At 64.9% G+C, this 16,327-nt stretch carries 12 protein-coding genes; 3 read left to right on the top strand and 9 right to left on the bottom strand.

The features are described 5' to 3' along the window. Nucleotides 1–13: 13 nt before the first annotated feature. The 9 genes from scpB to FKZ61_RS09135 all read right to left on the bottom strand — a co-directional run bounded on the left by scpB (nt 14) and on the right by FKZ61_RS09135 (nt 12,475). Nucleotides 14–823 carry an SMC-Scp complex subunit ScpB gene (gene scpB / locus FKZ61_RS09175; protein WP_229964198.1) on the bottom strand — a complete coding sequence of 270 codons (810 nt, stop codon included), beginning with the start codon at nt 821–823 and terminating at the stop codon, nt 14–16. Nucleotides 824–988: 165 nt separating this feature from the next. Further along, nucleotides 989–1,552, bottom strand: a complete 564-nt coding sequence (locus tag FKZ61_RS09170) for a hypothetical protein (RefSeq protein WP_141609780.1) — start codon at nt 1,550–1,552, stop codon at nt 989–991. A 77-nt stretch (nt 1,553–1,629) separates the two neighbouring features. Continuing rightward, nucleotides 1,630–4,488, bottom strand: coding sequence for a YfhO family protein (locus tag FKZ61_RS09165; RefSeq protein ID WP_141609779.1), 2,859 nt, complete (start codon nt 4,486–4,488; stop codon nt 1,630–1,632). Continuing rightward, complete coding sequence (locus tag FKZ61_RS09160) at nt 4,485–6,344, bottom strand: ArnT family glycosyltransferase (protein ID WP_141609778.1); 1,860 nt, start codon at nt 6,342–6,344, stop codon at nt 4,485–4,487. The genes FKZ61_RS09165 and FKZ61_RS09160 overlap by 4 nt, the downstream gene beginning before the upstream one ends. Nucleotides 6,345–6,362: 18 nt before the next feature. After that, the gene (locus tag FKZ61_RS09155) at nt 6,363–7,103 is read right to left on the bottom strand and encodes a glycosyltransferase family 2 protein (RefSeq protein ID WP_170199483.1); all 741 of its coding nucleotides are present in this window, start codon (nt 7,101–7,103) and stop codon (nt 6,363–6,365) included. A gap of 15 nt (nt 7,104–7,118) precedes the next feature. Continuing rightward, nucleotides 7,119–7,703, bottom strand: coding sequence for an ANTAR domain-containing response regulator (locus FKZ61_RS24265; protein WP_141609777.1), 585 nt, complete (start codon nt 7,701–7,703; stop codon nt 7,119–7,121). A gap of 193 nt (nt 7,704–7,896) precedes the next feature. Beyond that, nucleotides 7,897–9,471 (bottom strand): sensor histidine kinase, encoded by a 1,575-nt coding sequence (locus tag FKZ61_RS09145; RefSeq protein WP_141609776.1) that lies wholly within the window; start codon nt 9,469–9,471, stop codon nt 7,897–7,899. A 605-nt stretch (nt 9,472–10,076) separates the two neighbouring features. Beyond that, entirely contained in the window at nt 10,077–11,069 is a 993-nt protein-coding gene (locus FKZ61_RS09140; protein ID WP_170199481.1) for a LysM peptidoglycan-binding domain-containing protein, read from the bottom strand. 236 nt (nt 11,070–11,305) lie between these two features. Next, complete coding sequence (locus FKZ61_RS09135; protein WP_170199479.1) at nt 11,306–12,475, bottom strand: ribonuclease D; 1,170 nt, start codon at nt 12,473–12,475, stop codon at nt 11,306–11,308. Nucleotides 12,476–12,752: 277 nt separating this feature from the next. Here FKZ61_RS09135 and FKZ61_RS09130 point away from each other — a divergent pair, with 277 nt between their 5' ends. Genes FKZ61_RS09130 through FKZ61_RS09120 form a run of 3 tightly spaced genes read left to right on the top strand, consistent with a single transcriptional unit; the run spans nt 12,753 to nt 16,230 of the window. Further along, nucleotides 12,753–13,787, top strand: coding sequence for a PrsW family intramembrane metalloprotease (locus FKZ61_RS09130; protein WP_141609773.1), 1,035 nt, complete (start codon nt 12,753–12,755; stop codon nt 13,785–13,787). Next, nucleotides 13,784–14,422, top strand: coding sequence for a hypothetical protein (locus FKZ61_RS09125; protein WP_141609772.1), 639 nt, complete (start codon nt 13,784–13,786; stop codon nt 14,420–14,422). Before FKZ61_RS09130 ends, FKZ61_RS09125 begins: the two co-directional genes overlap by 4 nt. Continuing rightward, nucleotides 14,419–16,230 carry a S1C family serine protease gene (locus tag FKZ61_RS09120; RefSeq protein ID WP_141609771.1) on the top strand — a complete coding sequence of 604 codons (1,812 nt, stop codon included), beginning with the start codon at nt 14,419–14,421 and terminating at the stop codon, nt 16,228–16,230. The genes FKZ61_RS09125 and FKZ61_RS09120 overlap by 4 nt, the downstream gene beginning before the upstream one ends. Nucleotides 16,231–16,327: the final 97 nt, after the last annotated feature.

Below are 16,327 nucleotides of genomic sequence, written 5' to 3'. Positions count from 1 at the left end.
GAGGTTGAGCCGTTCAGTCCGGGTCCGCTTCCAGCTGTTCCGCCAGGGCGGTGGCCGTGGTCAGCAGGTCGGCCTCCTCCTGTTCCAGGGGCGGCAGCTCGGCCAGGTCGGTCAGGCCGAAGTGCTGCAGGAAGAATTCTGTGACGCCGTAGAGGATGGGGCGGCCGGGCATCTCCAGCCGGCCCACTTCGGCAATCAGGCCCCGCTGCATGAGGGAACGTAGAACCCCCGCACAGTCCACCCCGCGCACGGCCTCAATCTGGGCCCGGGTCACCGGCTGCCGATAGGCGATCACGGCCAGGGTCTCCAGCGCCGGGCCGCTGAGCCTGCTGCTGTTCTCCACATTGAGGAAGGCTTCCACGTAGGGGGCAGCTTCGGCCATGGTCACCAGCTGATACTTCCCCTTGTACTCCTGAAGCCGCAACCCTCGCCCCCCTTCCCGATACTGGCGAGCCAGGGTGGCCAGCCCCTCCTCCACCGCGGCGCGGGGCTGCCCCAACACCCGGGCTAGCTGCGCCGGATCCACCGGTCCGTCGGCCACGAACAACAGGCTTTCCAACACTTCCACGAGCCCAACGGCATGGCCGTTGAGCTGCAGCGCCATCGCCGGTGGCGCAGGCGCCTCGTCTGGGGACGGCATCTCCTGTGTCGCCTCTGGGGGCGCTTCCCCTTCGAGTACCGGCTCTTCCCCGCTGGCTGCCGCGGAGTCCGGCACGTCCGGCTCACCCGGCGCTGGCAGGGCCTGGTTCTCTGTCACCGTGGGATCAGGTTGGGCTTCTGGGAAAAGGGGGAGGCCGTCTGGAGACGGTTGCTCTTCACGCATGGACGTCATCGCTGGCGGTTTGCCGATGGGAATGGCATTCAGAAAGGCACGCAGATTTTCGACGGTGTTCCGCAGGAGCTGGCGAACATGCATGGGCCTGGACGCAGGGCAGGTGGTGGGTTAGACGTGGGCGGGGAAGGGACGGGCCGCCTTCGCCAGGGTCGATCATTGGACCCATTCGGGGTCGATGGGGGCGTAGCGCATGTGGACGTCCAGCTTGCCCAGCTTTAATCCCATATCCTGCTCGATGATATCCCGGGTCACCTCTACCACCTCGTCGGTCTTCATGGTCACGTCGATGTCCGGCGCCGCTTCGATCTCCAGCTTGATGTCCACCGCACCCCGGCGGGATTTCACCGTCGGCACCACGCGGACGATTTCCGCCAGCTGATCCAGGTGCCACGCCAGCCGGCGGCTGATGCTGGCCGTGTCCAGCTCTGCCGAGCCTCCCCGGACGGTGCGTATCCGGACGCCGCGACGCTGGCCTGTCCAGACTTCCAGGGTGATCAACAGGCCGAAGATCAGGATGGTCACTACCCCAAAGGCCACCTGCCCGATCAGGAAATTGGTGGGATTGGCCGTCTGATGGGCCTGCAGCCAGGCCGCCAGCTGTTGCAGCCACTCCTCCACCTGGGCCAGGGCTGCCAGCGGTGCGGCAGCCACGTAGGCGCTGCAGACCAGCAATGTCAACCACAACAGGGTCACAATTATGCGGTTGACCGTTGTCATACGAGCATTTCCTCCGCTGTGGCCAGCCCCTGTTTGCCATTGGTCGTTGAAGCGGTTGGTCCGACCTGTGACTGGGATTATACACCAGATGCCCGGGGAGACCGAATACGTCCCCAGGCCAGCCAGGCTAGACAGAGGCCCAGCAGGAGCGCGCCGCCGACACTGACCCACAGCCCCTTTCGCCAGCTTTCCGGCTGATAGACAAAGTGCACGGTGTGGGTGCCAGCCGGGACCAGCACCCCGCGCAGGAGGTAATTGGTGCGCAGGATGGGCGTCGGCTCGCCGTCCACCAAGGCGTGCCAGCCCGGGTAGTCGGTATCGCTCAGAACCAACAAGGCCGGTGTTCGGCTCTGGGTACGGATGGTGACTGCTTCCGGCTTGTAACTCAGGATCTGGGCCTGGTCGTCCGGGGCAGGCTGGCCGTGTAGGGCGACCTCCTCCTCGACCACCGCCTGCCGGGCAGGGTCGAAGTCGGGATGGGCCAGTTGCGCCAGCGCCTCATCCGGGCTGTCCACGGCCATCGCTTCGTGGACCAGGTAGGCCCGGGGCAACAGGTCCAGGTTCTCGTAGATCTTAACGTCGCCGCTGTGCACCAGGCGGAAGTGGCCCCGGTCGCTGGGCAACAGCGGCACAAACATGCCCGTGCGTCGGTCGATCAGGGTGATGGCCTGGACAGTGAGGGTCTCGGGGCCAGGCTGCCACACCAGCTCCAGGTTGGCCGGCGTGAGCGGCCGCGGCAAGGCCAGCTCCACCAGATATTCCTGGCGTCCGTTCTCCACATCCTGGAAGGCCACCCGCGCGCCGCCGGCTGCCGCCAGGGGACTGTCCAGCCCTTCATCGGCCAGTTGGGCCCCCGGCTGACCGCCGGCCACCAGGGGAAACTGGGCGACCACCTCCCCCGCCTCGCGCACCTGGAGGGTGGCCACGGTGTGATTCTCCCCGGCCAGGGCCTCCAGCGCCTCCGGGCTGGCCGTGATGGCGCCGATGAGGCCGATGTGGGTCGCCTCCAGCGGGTCTGGCACGTGGACAGTCAGGCGCTCCAGGCCGTCGCCACCCAGCCGCGCCCCAATTTGACGGTCGTAATAGACCCCCTCGAACCAGAGATCCCGGACCTTGTCGGTGATGACGTACTGCACGTTGAGCAGGTTGAGCAGGCGGGTGGGCGGGATCTCCTGGAGCTGCTCCCGCAGCCGCCCATCGGCAATCAGCCGGTCCGGCGGGATGAAGAGGGTCAGGAAGTCGATGTAGCGCTGCAAGGGCAACACACCGCCGTCAAAGCCATCCACCGAGGGCACCCGCCACAGCATGGGCAGGTTGGGGGCCAGGATCTCCTGGGCCTTGAGCGCGACGATCAGTTGGGCGAAGGCTTCCTCGCTCAGTTGGGGGGACGTTCCCTCCCGCAAGATGCGCCGGAAGTCGGCCATGTCGCCCGGGTCGAAGGTGATGGTGCTCATGCTGAGGAAGCGGCCCATGGCCCCCGGCCCGACCTGGGCGCGCACCGGGTCGGTGAGCAGGTGTGCCGGCGCCGTGCGCACGTCGTAGACGGCCTGGGGCGCGGTGGGCGCAGCGTGGGGCAGGGCCCGGGCCGCCAGCCATAGATCCACGGCCAACAGGGCCACCACCAGGCCGGTCAGCAGCCGGGGGCGGATGTCATCCGCGGTCAACGCCCGCCCGCGGGGTAGCCAGGATGGGATGCGCCCCAGCCCCTGGGCGCGCAGGGCGTCCAGGCCCACGCCGGCCAGCAGGGCCATACCCAGGGTGTAGAGCATCATCCAGCGGGCCGGCGCCCGGAACAGATCGAAACCCGGCACGGCCAGGTACAGGAGGTAGTAGACCGGGTTCCAGCGCCCCAGGGCCAGGAAGAGACCCAGGCCGGCAAAGAACAGGCCATAGCTCCGGCGCGGGTCACTCCGGCGCCAGGCGCCCCAGGCGGCCAGGGCCATACCCAGCAGGCCCACATGGGCCACAAATTCGGTATAGCCCAGGGTTCCGAAGACCACGCTCAGGTCCGCCAGGCCGTAGGAGGGCAGCAGGGTCCACAGCAACTGGAGGGGACGAAGGCTGAAGCTGCTGGCCTCCCCATAGCTCAGGCCGCCGCTGCGCAGCCCCAGTCCGCTCAGCTCCAGGGTGGGCCAGAGCTGAGCGCCGCTGAGGAGGGCCCCCAACAACACACCACCGCCGTAGGCGGCCAGGGGAAGCCCGGTCGCGCGCAGGGCTTCCCCCAGGCGGCGCCAGGATCGGCCGTATGTCCCCAGGGGCCAGAGGCACCAGAGGCCGACGCCGAACAGATTGATGTACGCCGTCTGGGTGTGGCCGGCCAGGAGCATGAGGGCCGTCAACCCGGCCATCCAGCAGAGGGCTACCCAGAAGGTCCGGCTACCCGGGGCGTTGGGGCGCTGCCCGGGCAGTAGCGGTGCCAGGGCCCAGAGGGCCCAGGGCAGCCAGGTGGCCCCGTTCATCTGGTTGATGTGGCCCATCAGGCCGCCGTAGAAGCCGCTGCCGGCCAGGGTCAGGCCGGTGACCAGGGCGGCGCCAGGGCTGGCGTGCCAGCGGCGGGCCAGGAGGTAGCCCCCCAAGCCCAGGAGCCAGGTGTGGATGGCTGCGCTCCAGTAGATCTGTTTCGTCACCGGCAGCCAGCTCAAGGGCCAGTGGAGAGGATAGAGCACCGCGGCCTGGGGGTTGGCCAGGAAGGGCACGCCCAGGAAGATGTACGGATTCCACAGGGGGATCTGTCCCTGGCGCAGGGAGGCCGCCGCGTAGTCCCGATAGGGGTAGAAATAGAGCAGAATATCGCCGCTGGCCAGCACCCGGTTGGTGAAGAGGAGCGGATGGTAGAGGGCCAACACAAAGATGGCCAGCGCCCCCGCGGCCAAGAGCCCATTCCGCAGCCCGGAGGATCGGCCTGAGCCATGGCGGATGTGTGCTAGCCTGGTCATGGGGAAGGCTGCTCCCGGCTCAGCTGGGGCCCTGACCAGACGGCAAAGGGCATCCGGGCAGGCGCCCCGGGATCTCGACAGAGGCACCAGGTGCAGAAGGGACGAGGCGGCTGTGTCAGCTCGTACAGGGTGAAATTGCCGGCCTGCAAGCGCTTCTGGGCCTGCAGCCCCTGCATGGCCAGGCGGGCAGCGAGGTCGGGCTGGGGGGCCCAGGCCGGGACCAGCAGAAACTTGCGCCGGTGGGGTGTCTTGAGCGCGTTGTCGGCCAGGTAGGTGGTGCTGGGGTACCAGCGCAGCTCCACCTGGCCATGGCGTATGGGATCGTACAGGTAGAAGCGGTAGTGCCAGCCCAGCACCCGGTGGTAGAGGACGTAGCCGTCAGGGTTCTCTTGCTGGAGCCAGCGGAGCGCCTGGTGGAGGCCCGTCATGGCGCCATGGTCGCTGCCGATGGGCAGGCCGCCGGTGGCCGCAACCCGAGCAGGCTGGATGCCCAACAGGCCCACCAGGAGCAACATGCCCACGGTCCACCCTGGCCGGGTCAATCGTGGCAGAAATTTGCTGAGGGTTTCCACCAGCGGGTTTCTGCCAGGGGATTTACGCCAGCCTGGATTCGCTGGCCACGGCTCCCCCAGCGCGGCAGCCAGACGCGCCCCGGCCAGGGCCAGGATGGGCGCCAGGGGCAGCAGGTAGCGATCCCAGACCTGGACGCTGGCCACCACGTGGAGGGCCAGGAAGCCAGCTCCCCATGCCACCAGCAGCAGAAAGGGGCCCGGTTCCATGGTCCCGGGCCATCTTCGCCGGCCTGGTAAATCCCGGTAGAAATTCGCCAATTGTTTCCACCTGAGGGGGCGCGCCCAGAGGGCACCCGGAATTTCTGCCGTGGTATTTACGCCCGACTGTACCAGGTGCAGCAACCCGGCCGCAGCCAGCAGGGCCCAGCCGGCCCAGGGTAGGCGACCGGCCGCCAGATACCATGCCAGCTCCGACCACGCCCGCAGCCGGCCGAGCCAGTCAGCGGGGTGGGTGAGGGTGAGGCCGCCGTAGTGGCGCACGCTCAAATCCCAGGGGGACGGCGCCACGTCCCAGCGCAGGCTGTCCCAATAGACGATGGGCAGGACCACCAGACCGGTGCCCACCAGGGCCAGGCCTAGCCGGCGCCCCAACCCGGCCAGCCGACTGGAAGGCGAAACTGCCTCGCGGGCAGAGGCCGGAGCGAATGCCAGCACGGCCAGGATGAGGGGCGCGTAGAGCAGGCCCTGTTGTTTGGTCATGATGGCCGCGCCCAGCCCGATCCCTGCCCACAGAGGCCATCCACGCGCCGCTGCGGCCAGCCCGAAGGTCCCGGCCAGCACCAACATGGGATCGGTAAAGGCAGTGGCCGCGAAGCTGATGGCGAAGGGGTTCAGGGCCAGGAGCATGGCGGCCACCAGGCTGGCAGGACGCCCCCACCAACGGCGGGCGATGGCGGCCACCAGGGGAATGGTCAGGGTGCTGGCCAGGACGTTCACCATCTGGGCGCCTGCTTCGCTGGCCCCGAAGAGGCGAAAGGCCAGGGCCAGGCTCCAGATGAAGAGGGGCGGCTTGTCCGGCCAGACCTGCAGGAACAGGGGATCGTCGGGCCAGGTGTAGCGTGCCCAGTAGCCGTACAGGGCTTCGTCGGCGTGAAAAGGGAAGCGACCCAGCAGCCCAAGGCGCAGGCCAAAGCCAACCAGGATCAGGACGGCAAGGGCCAGGGTATCGGCTCGGGCCAACAGCCCGGCACGCGCGCCAAAATGGACGGCCGTCAGCACCCTTCGTCCATGCCCGGCCAGGGGGGGCGGTGCCGGAATCGCGGGCCAGGATGACTGTCTGGACACGAGTCTATCTGCCCCGCATCAGTCGATGAACCGGTACTTCAGCAGCGTTTTGACCGCGGTGAAGCCGTCCCGCCAGCCGATCTTTTTCCCTTCGTGGAAGGAGCGGCCATTGTAGCGGATGGGCACCTCGAAGATGGTGTACCCTCGCTTGAGAATTTTCGCGGTGAGCTCCGGTTCGATTTCGAAGGTGCGGCTGCGCAGGGGCATGCCCTCGATGACATCCCGGCGGAAGCATTTGTAGCAGGTTTCCATGTCGCTCAGGGCCGTGCCGAAGAGCAGGTTGGTCAGCAAGGTCAGGGCCTTGTTGCCCAGGGTGTGGCTCAGGCTCATGGCCGCCCGGGGACCGCCCAGGAAGCGGCTGCCATAGACCACGGGCGAGCGTCCTTCCAGCAGGGGCTGCAAGAGGTGGACATAGTCCCGCGGGTCATATTCCAGGTCCGCATCCTGGACAAGGATGATGTCGCCGGTGGCGTGTTGAAAGCCGGTGCGCAGGGCCATGCCCTTGCCCAGGTTGCGTTCATGGAAGATGATCTTCAGGTCTCGTTCGCCCGCCGCCTGCCACCCCTGGAGGATCTCCCGGGTGCCATCGGTGGATCCGTCGTCCACGATGATGATTTCCCGCTCCAGGGTGATGGGCCCTGGCAGATAGCCATTCGTGCCGGCTGTGACGATGGTCAGGTCCACCGAGCGAACCTGGTGCACAATGGTTTCCAGTGTGGCCCGCTCGTTGTAGACGGGCATGACAATCGACAGTCGCAACGGTGGCCCTCGGCGTTACTGCTCGCTGATCTGGTGGGCCAGGATGATGGCGTCGGCGACCGTGCGCATGGACTTCCGGTTGTTCATGCTCATCTTCTGGATTTTCCGGAAGGCTTCGGTTTCGCTCAGCCCCTGGGTGTCCATGAGGATACCCTTGGCCCGATCCACCGCTTTGCGGGTTTCCAGGGCTTCCTGGAGATCGTCCACCTCTCGTTCCATGGCCCGGAACTCACTGAAGCGGGCCAGGGCCACCTCGATGGCGGGGGTGAGGTCGCTTTCCCGGAAGGGCTTGACCATATAGCCAGCCACGCCCGCTTTTTGCGCCCGCTGCACCAGCTCCTGTTGGCTGTATGCGCTGAGCAACAAGACCGGCGCAACCCGTTCTTCGGTGAGGATTCGGGCTGCCTCGATGCCGTCCATGTCTGGCATTTTGATGTCCATGATGACAATGTCCGGCCGGAGCTCGCGCGCCAGGTTGACTGCGCTGCGCCCGTCCCCCACTTCCCCGACGACCAGGTACCCCAGGTTGGTCAGCATTTCGCGCAGGTCCATGCGGATCAATGACTCATCGTCCGCAATGATGATCCGTGTCCGTTCCACGTCCCCGTCTCCTCATCAACAAACTCTGGTGTTGGCAACCCTTTTTCTCGGTATCGACTTGACTGTCTACCTGACTATTTACCCATTCCCTTCACGAAATCCTGTATTTTTTCCTACAACTGGTCAGGATTCTGGGTTTAAACCCAGTGTGAACGAAGTGTGAATGAGCAGAATTAAACACGTGAGCCGTCCCTTAGTCAACCTTTAAAGAGCGTTTGGGAAAGGTCACCACAGCCCGGGTGCCCCGGAAATGGCCCTCCGGCTCGCCGTTTCCCAGAACTTCATCCCGGTCCGAACTCGTGGTGCTGTCGCCATTTTGGGGGATGGACTCGATCTGCAGTTCGCCCTTCAGGTCGTCGGTGACCAGGGTGTGGACGATCTGGAGCCCCAGGCTGCCGCTATGGTGGGGATCGAAGTCGGGCGGGAGGGCGCTGCCGCTGTTCTGGATCTCCACCCGCACCGCGTCCCCCAGGTCGCTCAGCTCGATCTCGATGCGCCCTTTGGCGTGGCCCCCCAGGCCATGTTCCATGGCGTTGAGCATGAGCTCGTTGATGACCAGCGCGGCGGGCGTGGCCTGGCTGGCGGGCAGGCGGATGTTCGGCCCACGCACCACCAGGGCCACCTCCTGATCGGGGGTACCCGCCACCTGGGTAACCTGCTGGGCTACCCGCTGGCAGACGTCCCGGATGTTGATGGGTTGGTGTTCATCCTGGCTCAAGAATTCGTGGATCACCGACATGCTGAGGATGCGGTTGACTGCATCCAGCAGATGTTGTCGCGCTTCGTCACTTTCGCAACGCCGGGCCTGGATACGCAGGATGGCCGCGATGGTTTGCAGGTTGTTTTTGACCCGGTGGTGGACCTCCTGGATGATGGCCGATTTGACGTTGAGTTCCCGCTGCTTCTGCACTGCCTCGGTGGCATTGTGGAGCAGCACCAGCACCGCGTCCACGCTTTGACGTTCCCCCGTGCCCAGCAGCCGGGCCAGACGCTGGCCCACCCGGGTGCGTTGCAGCCAGCTTGGCGGCATGCGCAAAGGGATCACCTTGCGCACCCAGACGCGCCCATCCGCTGTTTCGTGACGGCGCTCCTGGCTGCGCTGGGCCTGGAAGGCCTCCTCCACCATCTGGTCGTCTTCGGCTTCCAGTTCGGATACAAGCTGGCCCTGGAGGCTGGTGACCAGGCCGATGGAACGGAAGAGGTTGGCGGCGATACCGCTCATGTAGGTGATGGTGCGGTTTCGGTCCACCAGGTAGATGCCGTCGTACAGGCCGAAGCGGCTCATCTCCGCGCATGCTGCCAGCTCTCCCCGGCAGCACATGGCCTGGAGCCAGTTGACCGCCTGGCGGAAACTGCGGTGGCGGCGCCGGTGGCGCTCGTGGGCAATCATGTTGGTTTCCACCATCAGGGCGGCGATCACCCGTTGTTCCCGGTTACGAATGGGGTACACATCCTGGATCACCGGGGCGCCGCTGCTGAAGAGCTCCCGGGAGCGGCGGCCCCTTCGCCCCGTTTTCAGGACGCGGAACAGGAGGGGCTCCTCCTCGGGCGTCAGGATTTGCCCGGTGGCTGCTTCCCGATAGAGGGAAGAGATGGAGTGGGGAAGGGCGTGGCTGACCACCAGCGCCTGCTGTGGCCCAAGCAGGCAACAGAGCAGCACATCAGCCCGGCTCACGTCGGCCGTGATGGGCAGGCCGGCTTCCACCTGCTGAAGGAAGGCTATATCTTCGGCTGTCAGACCAGGGCATTCCTCAACACGTCTGTCCATGCGAATCGGTCGTTAGCCACATCTGGCGTCAATATCGGCGTCAACTGTCCGGTGTCAATAACGGGGCAGGGATTCGGCGCACGACCGCCGGGTATCCAGGCTGGTAACAAAAAACGGACGGCAAGGCTGTTGTGCCATGTCCCTGGGACAGGCAGACAACAGATGGCCGTCCTGATCGTGCGCGGATTCCACCAGATGCCCACGGCTTCGTTGCGGCGTGACCCGCTGTCACATGCCACTGACGAAAGGTCCCTGTGGGCCTATCTTTGTCGGACATCTTTGTCGAAACTGCAATGGCAAAATGGCAACGCTGAATTGCAACAGGTGCCTGGGCACATGCCATCAGCGCCTTTGCTGATGCCGTCCCGGTGGTGTGATTCAGGACCTGACCGTCTCCGTTGACACAGGCTCCATGGACACAGGCGGATATGGCGCCCCCATCTGGGGGTAGTATCCGCAGCCCGCCGGCAACTGCCTGGCAGGAGTAAGTTTAACAAAAGCCGGAGGTTTCAGCAAACATCTCAATTGTACTTGATTTTGGCCTGGAAGGGCATCCTTGTCAACATCTGGTTCACACTGCCATCTTATACTCGGAGCTGTTGGGGTCAGTCGTGGACCCGCACCAGGGTGCCCACCGAGGCCCATCGGTAGAGGGCTTCGGCCTCTTCGGGGCGCATGTTGACGCAGCCATGGCTGACGGGAATGCCGAAGCTGGTGTGCCAGTAGGCGCCGTGGATGGCGTAGTCTTCGTAGAAGTACATGACCCACGGCACGTTGGGCAGGTCGTAGTCGTCGCCATACATATGCTGGCTGTCCAGCTTCAAGTAGATGGCAAAGTCGCCCTTGACCGTGGGGGTGGACCACTTGCCGGTGCTGACGATGGTGCGCATGACGACCACGTCCCCCTGCCAGGCGGTCAGGGTCTGGTCGCTCAGGTCGATCTCGATCCAGCGCTGGCCGTCCGCCGGGGCGCCGGCCACCCCCAGGCTGGCGGGCGCCGACGTCGCGGCTGCCTTGATCCGCAGCCGCTGGCCTGGCCACAGAAAGTTCAGGTGCGGCAGCCCGTTGAGGACCATGAGCTGTTCCTGGGTGGTTCCGTAGCGCCGGGCGATCTCGGCCAGCGTTTCATCGGCCTGGACCACGTGGATGAGGTCGGCGGGCTGCTCAATCGCTGGCCTGGATGTTTGCACGGGGGCCACCCGGGCGGTGAGCCGAAGCTTTTGCCCCACCCAGATGGTGTTGGCGTCGGGCAGGCCGTTGAGGCGCAGCAGGGTGGAGAGGGAGAGGCCATACTGGCTTGCGATCTGGGAGAGGGATTCTCCGGCCTGCACCCGGTGGTAGCCTCCATCGCCGGGCAGGGTCGAGGCCCCGGCGTCAACCGGTGCGAGGGTGCCGACCGGCTCGCCCTGGGGAATGATCAACGACTGGCCGATCTGGATCAGGTTTGGATCGACAATGCCGTTGACCTTTTGGAGCACTTCCGGGCTCACCTGATAGCGCTGGGCGATAGTCCCCAGGCTGTCGCCTGGGCGGACCACATGGATCGCCTCGGCTGCGTGCGCGGCAGGCGTGGATCCCGGCCACAGGGCGATCAACATGGCCAAACCCAGCAGCAGGTGAAGGAAACGTCCAGAAAGCCCAAAATATGGGCCGATTTTGCCTTTCGGGGAATGAGGTGCGATGTTGGGTTGGGGCATGGCCGATTCCTTCCTGGCTGTCTGAACGTACATAGGTCGCATGACAGGCTTCACCCCATGATGACGACCAGAGACAGGATTCGGTTACGCAGAATTCACGTACGGGCCGACATGGCCAGAGGGGCAGGAACGGCTGGTCAGTTGCCCAGGATCTGGAGGATGGCGGGGCCGTAGGTTTGAAGCTTCCACGGGCCCACCCCTTCCACCTCGGCCAGTTCTTCCAGGGTGGAGGGGGCATGGCGGGCGATTTCCAGGAGGACGGTGTTGGGAAATACGATGTCCGGATCGACCCCCCGTTCCGCGGCCACGTTGCTGCGCCACTGCCGCAGGGCATCAAAACGGGTCAGGGTCTGGGCGTCCAGGCTCTCCTCGGGCCGAGGAGCAGAGGTGGGGAGGGGCGGCAGGGGGCGGCTCCTGGCCTGTTGGATCAAGGATAGCAAGGTCTGGCCGTAGCGCCGAACCTGGTGCTGGCTCAGGCCACACGCCCGCAATCCGGCCAGGCTGGTGGGTTGCTCCGTTGCCAGCCGCGCCAGGGCCTGGTTTTGTAGCACCTTGAAGGGGGGGCGGTCCTGCTGTTGCGCTTCCCGTTCCCGCCATTCCCACAGGGCCTGGAAGACGCCGGTGGCCTCCCGGGGCAGTTGGCGGGCTTCCCGGGTTTGCCAGAAGGTGCGTTCCGGGGTGTTGCGCTCCCGGAAGTCCAGTTGGGTGAGCTGCTGGAAGGCTTCCTGGGCCTCTTCCCACCGGTTGGACGCCTGCAGCCGGCTGGCCAGCAGTTCTCGCAGGGCCAGAAGGTAATGGGTGTCCATCTGGGCGTAGGCGATCTGTTCCGGCGTCAGGGGGCGTTTACCCCAGTTGGTGCGCTGCATGCGCTTGTTGCTGACCACGCCGAAGTGCTCTTCCAGGATGGCAGCCAGGCCCACCCGGCGCCACCCCAGGATGCGGGCCGCCAGCTGGGTGTCGAAGATGCGGCGAAAGGTGAAATCGTATTCCCGCTGCAGGACCAGGATGTCGTTTTCAGCCGCGTGCATCACCACCTCCACCTCCTTCTCCCGCAGGAGCGCGGCCAGACCATCCAGCCGGCTGAAGCGGAGGGGATCGACCAGATAGTCGGTCACCTGGGTTGGATCGCCGTCCGGGTGGGTGTAGGTGGTGATCTGGATCAGACAGATCTTGGCGTAATAGCTGAACAGGCTGTCGCTCTCCGTGTCCAGCGCCAGACGAGGCTGCTCACTGAGGTGGTGGAGCATCTGCTCGAAGGTGTCCTGGCTGTAGACCAGGACCGGATTGCCGACACGGCGAAGGTTCAAAATTTGCTGCTTGTCCATAGTCCTGCACTTGATTTAGAATGAGCTGCAAAGAATGTACCACGCATCTGAAAAGGGTGTCAAACTGCTCCCCACTTCAGCCCCACGGCCCCTGCGGCGGTTGGACTTCGGAGCAGAGTTCAACCGTCAGCGCCATTTCTACTCCAGTCTGGCGTAAATATCACGGCAGAAATTCGCCGACATTACCTCTGGTGGAACCTATCGGCGAATTTCTGCCGGGATTTACTACCAATTTCCACGCATCGAAAGGAGGCACCCGGTGCAAACACTTCAAGCCGGCAACGATGAGCTGAGCCGCCTGGAACGCGTGGCCCACAATCGGACAGGTCTGTGGGCGTCCATCGCGTTCGAGCTATTCGGCCTCTTGCTTTTCGTTGCCATCTTCAACTTCCTGTTGCCCAATTTGGGCGACAACCTGGCCGGTGTGGGCCTGATTCTGCTGGGGCTAATTTTCAGCCTGGTTCCGGCAGCCCTCTGGCTCATCTTCTTCTACCGGATGGACCGCCTGGAACCAGAACCCAAACGCATGGTCTTCAACGTCTTCCTGATCGCCCTGCTGGTGGCTGGCGCACTCCATGGCCCCATCCTTCAGGGGGTCTTCGGGGTAGATCGCTGGCTCTACAGCAGCTGGTGGGCCCACCTGTTCGGCGGTATCCTGGTGGTGGCCGTGGTGGAGCAGTTCATGATCTATGGGACTGTGCGCTTCAGCGTCTTCGACCACCCGGAGTTCGACGAACGGGTGGATGGCGTCATCTACGCGGTGGCGGCCGGGCTGGGCCTGGCCACGGTGCTCAACTTTTCATACGTCCTTGCCCATGGTGGCGTGGACCTGGACATCGGCTCCATCCGCATGGTGGTCAATGCCCTGGCCTATGCCAGTTTTGCCGGTATTCTGGGCTACTTCATCGGCCAGAGCCGGTTTGAAAAGGTCCCGTTTTACTATCTGCCCATGGGATTCACCCTGGCGGCGGCCCTCCACGGGCTCTTCTTCTTCCTGTTGGAGCGGAGCGCCGGCAATAGTCTCCACTACAACCCATGGGGCGACCTGATCTTCGCCGCTATCGTGGCGGGAGTGACCCTGGCCGTGGTCTTCTGGCTGGTGGCCCGGGCCAATGAAGAGACCCTGCGCCTGGCCCATATGTCAGCCCAGGCCCACACTCCAGACACGAACCCCAATGCGGCCCAAACCGTCGATCCGAATACCGGCATCGTCCCTGGCACCGCCCCGTCGCCCCAGCCGGCGGCCGGCGTCGATGACCCGGATGATGGAACCAGCGAGGAGGTGACCCAATGACTCAGCTGATCCGCCTCCTGGCCAAACCCAGCGTGACCAACGCACCGCCCGAGCCGGAAGATATCCGCCGTAACGATCTGATCCTGATCGTCTGGGTAGCGTTTGTCCTCTTCCTGGGGTTTGGCATTCAGCTTCGGGCGTTGAACGCCAGCCGGCCCGTCTCCCTGGGGGAGGACCTGCCCACCCTGTCCGTGCCCGCCAGCTGGATCGGCCAGCGGGCCGGGGATCTGGCCTTCCGGGTGAAGAACCCCCAGAGTGCCAGCAGCTTCGACGCCGAAATCAGCGCTTTTGTCCGGCCGCTGAAAGAGGGGGAAACCCTGGTGGCCGCCCGCACCGCGTGGGGCCTGCGCCGCAGCCAGTCCCTGGATCGCTATCGGGAGCTGTGGGCCGAATCGGTAACCGTCCTGGATGGCCAGCCTGCCGTCCTGGTCACCTACGCCTATGTGGCCGATCCCACCCGCGCGGCCGGCGCTGTGGCGCCGCCGGTGGTGGTTCAGGCCCAGGATCTTCTGTTTGTCCTGGATGGCCACCTGGTGGTGGTCACCGTGGCGGCCGATGCTGTCGAATGGGAGGCGGAAGCGCCCCACTTCCGGCTGGTCTTCGACAGCCTGAACCTGAAGGGAGGTGAGGAATGATCCTGCGGCAACCCTGGCGCCGTGTGCGGCGCCGCCCCTGGGGAAGCCTGTTGTTTCTGCTCCTGACCCTGCTGGGCAGCGCGTTGGTGATCAAACCGGCGGCTGCCATCGAGCGGGAGCAGGTGATCCAGGCCCTGCGTGCCACGGTTCAGGTGATCGTGCCGGACAACGACTTCGAGGTGTTCAGCCTGGGTAGCGGCACCGTCATGAGCGAAGATGGCCTGATCCTGACCAATCACCACGTGGTGGCCGGCGACCGGACCAACGGCCTCTTCAACGACGACGGCCTGGTGGGGATCGCCGTGCCGCCGGCCGACCTGCGGGGCGAGGCCATCCTGAAGTATGTGGGTGTGGTGGTGAAGGTGGACGAAAAGCTGGATCTGGCCCTGGTCCAGATCACTGGGATGGTGGATGACCCACAAGCACCTCTGCCCCCCAATTTGGGGCTGACACCCATTGAGCTGGGTAACAGCGACGACTTGATGATCAGCGATGAGATCAACATGTTCGGCTATCCCGGCCTGGGCGGCAACACCCCCACCTACACCAAGGGCATCGTCTCGGGCTTCCTGGATGAAGATCGGGACGGCATCTACGAGTGGATCAAAACCGATGCGGAGCTGAGCCACGGCAATTCCGGCGGCCTAGCCACCGATGACCGGGGGCGCTTTGTGGGGGTGCCCACCGCCGGGAACACCGACGACGTGGGCAAGATCGGCCTGGTGCGCACGGGAAACCTGGCCATCGACTTCGTCCAGAGCTACTTCCCCAACCAGCCGGGTGATGGCAGCGCCGCCATCAGCAACGTCCGCTTCGCCCAGGCCGTCAATCGGAGCGGTCAACCGGTGGGCGTGGATGTCCAGTTCCCCAGCGGCATCACCGACCTCTACGCGGTCTTCGATTACAGCGGCTTTGAAGATGGCAAAACGCTGACGTATGTCTGGTATGTGGATGGCTTCGAAGGCCTGCGGGACTCCTTCGCCTGGGAGGAGGGGGAGAGCGGGAGCAGCTGGGTCAGCGTCTACAACGACGAGGGCCTGCCCGATGGCTTCATCGAACTGGAGCTGATCTACGATGGGGTCTCCCTCTACCGGGGCGGGGTGATCATCGGCGAGGGAACCGTGCCCCAGCCGCCTGCTAACTCCGGCGGCGGTGGCTTCGGCCCCATCCGCTTTGCGGAAGGGGTGGAGAACGACCGGCCGGTCAATCCGGGGGCGGTTTTCAGCAATCTGAAGAAAGTGTACGCGTTCTTCGACTATGAGGGCATGGCCAACGGTACCTCCTGGATGACCCGCTGGTATTTCAACGGGCAGCAGGTGCTGGAGAATCAGGCCGTGTGGGATGCAGGCGAATCGGGCAGCTACTACATCAGCCTTTCCCATCCGGATGGGCTGCCGGTCGGGGAGTACACCCTGGAGCTTTATATCGCCGGTGAGCTGAACCAGAGCGGCAACTTCACCGTGCAGGGGGGCACGGCACCGGGGCCCCGGGCGGTGAACGTAACCGGCGTGGTACTGGACCGGGATAATCAGCGGCAGCCCGTCGCCGGCGCGCTCATCGTCTTCCTGAAGCCCGGCATCCTCATCGACGATTGGGTGGAGGCGGACTTCCCGGACGATATGGTCCACGGCAGCGGGACGAGCAACGCCGAGGGCCGCTTCCAGCTGGACGCCAAAGTGACGCCCGGTGAAAGCTATGGCATCGTGGTGGTGCACCAGCAGTACCAGCCCATCGCCCAGGATGCCTACCAGATCCCGTCCGATGCGAGTGACCCCTATGAGCTGACCATCACCATGCGACGCAAGTAGCCGTTTACCCGGCCGGTCTCCCGGCCAACGGCAGGTAGGAGCCAGGGGGTGGTCCTCCATGACCGCCCCCTGTTTTTTCCCGTTCATCAGAAGGGGC

Source organism: Litorilinea aerophila, assembly GCF_006569185.2.
Lineage (GTDB): Bacteria > Chloroflexota > Anaerolineae > Caldilineales > Caldilineaceae > Litorilinea > Litorilinea aerophila.
This window is presented reverse-complemented; position numbering and strand designations above follow the sequence as displayed.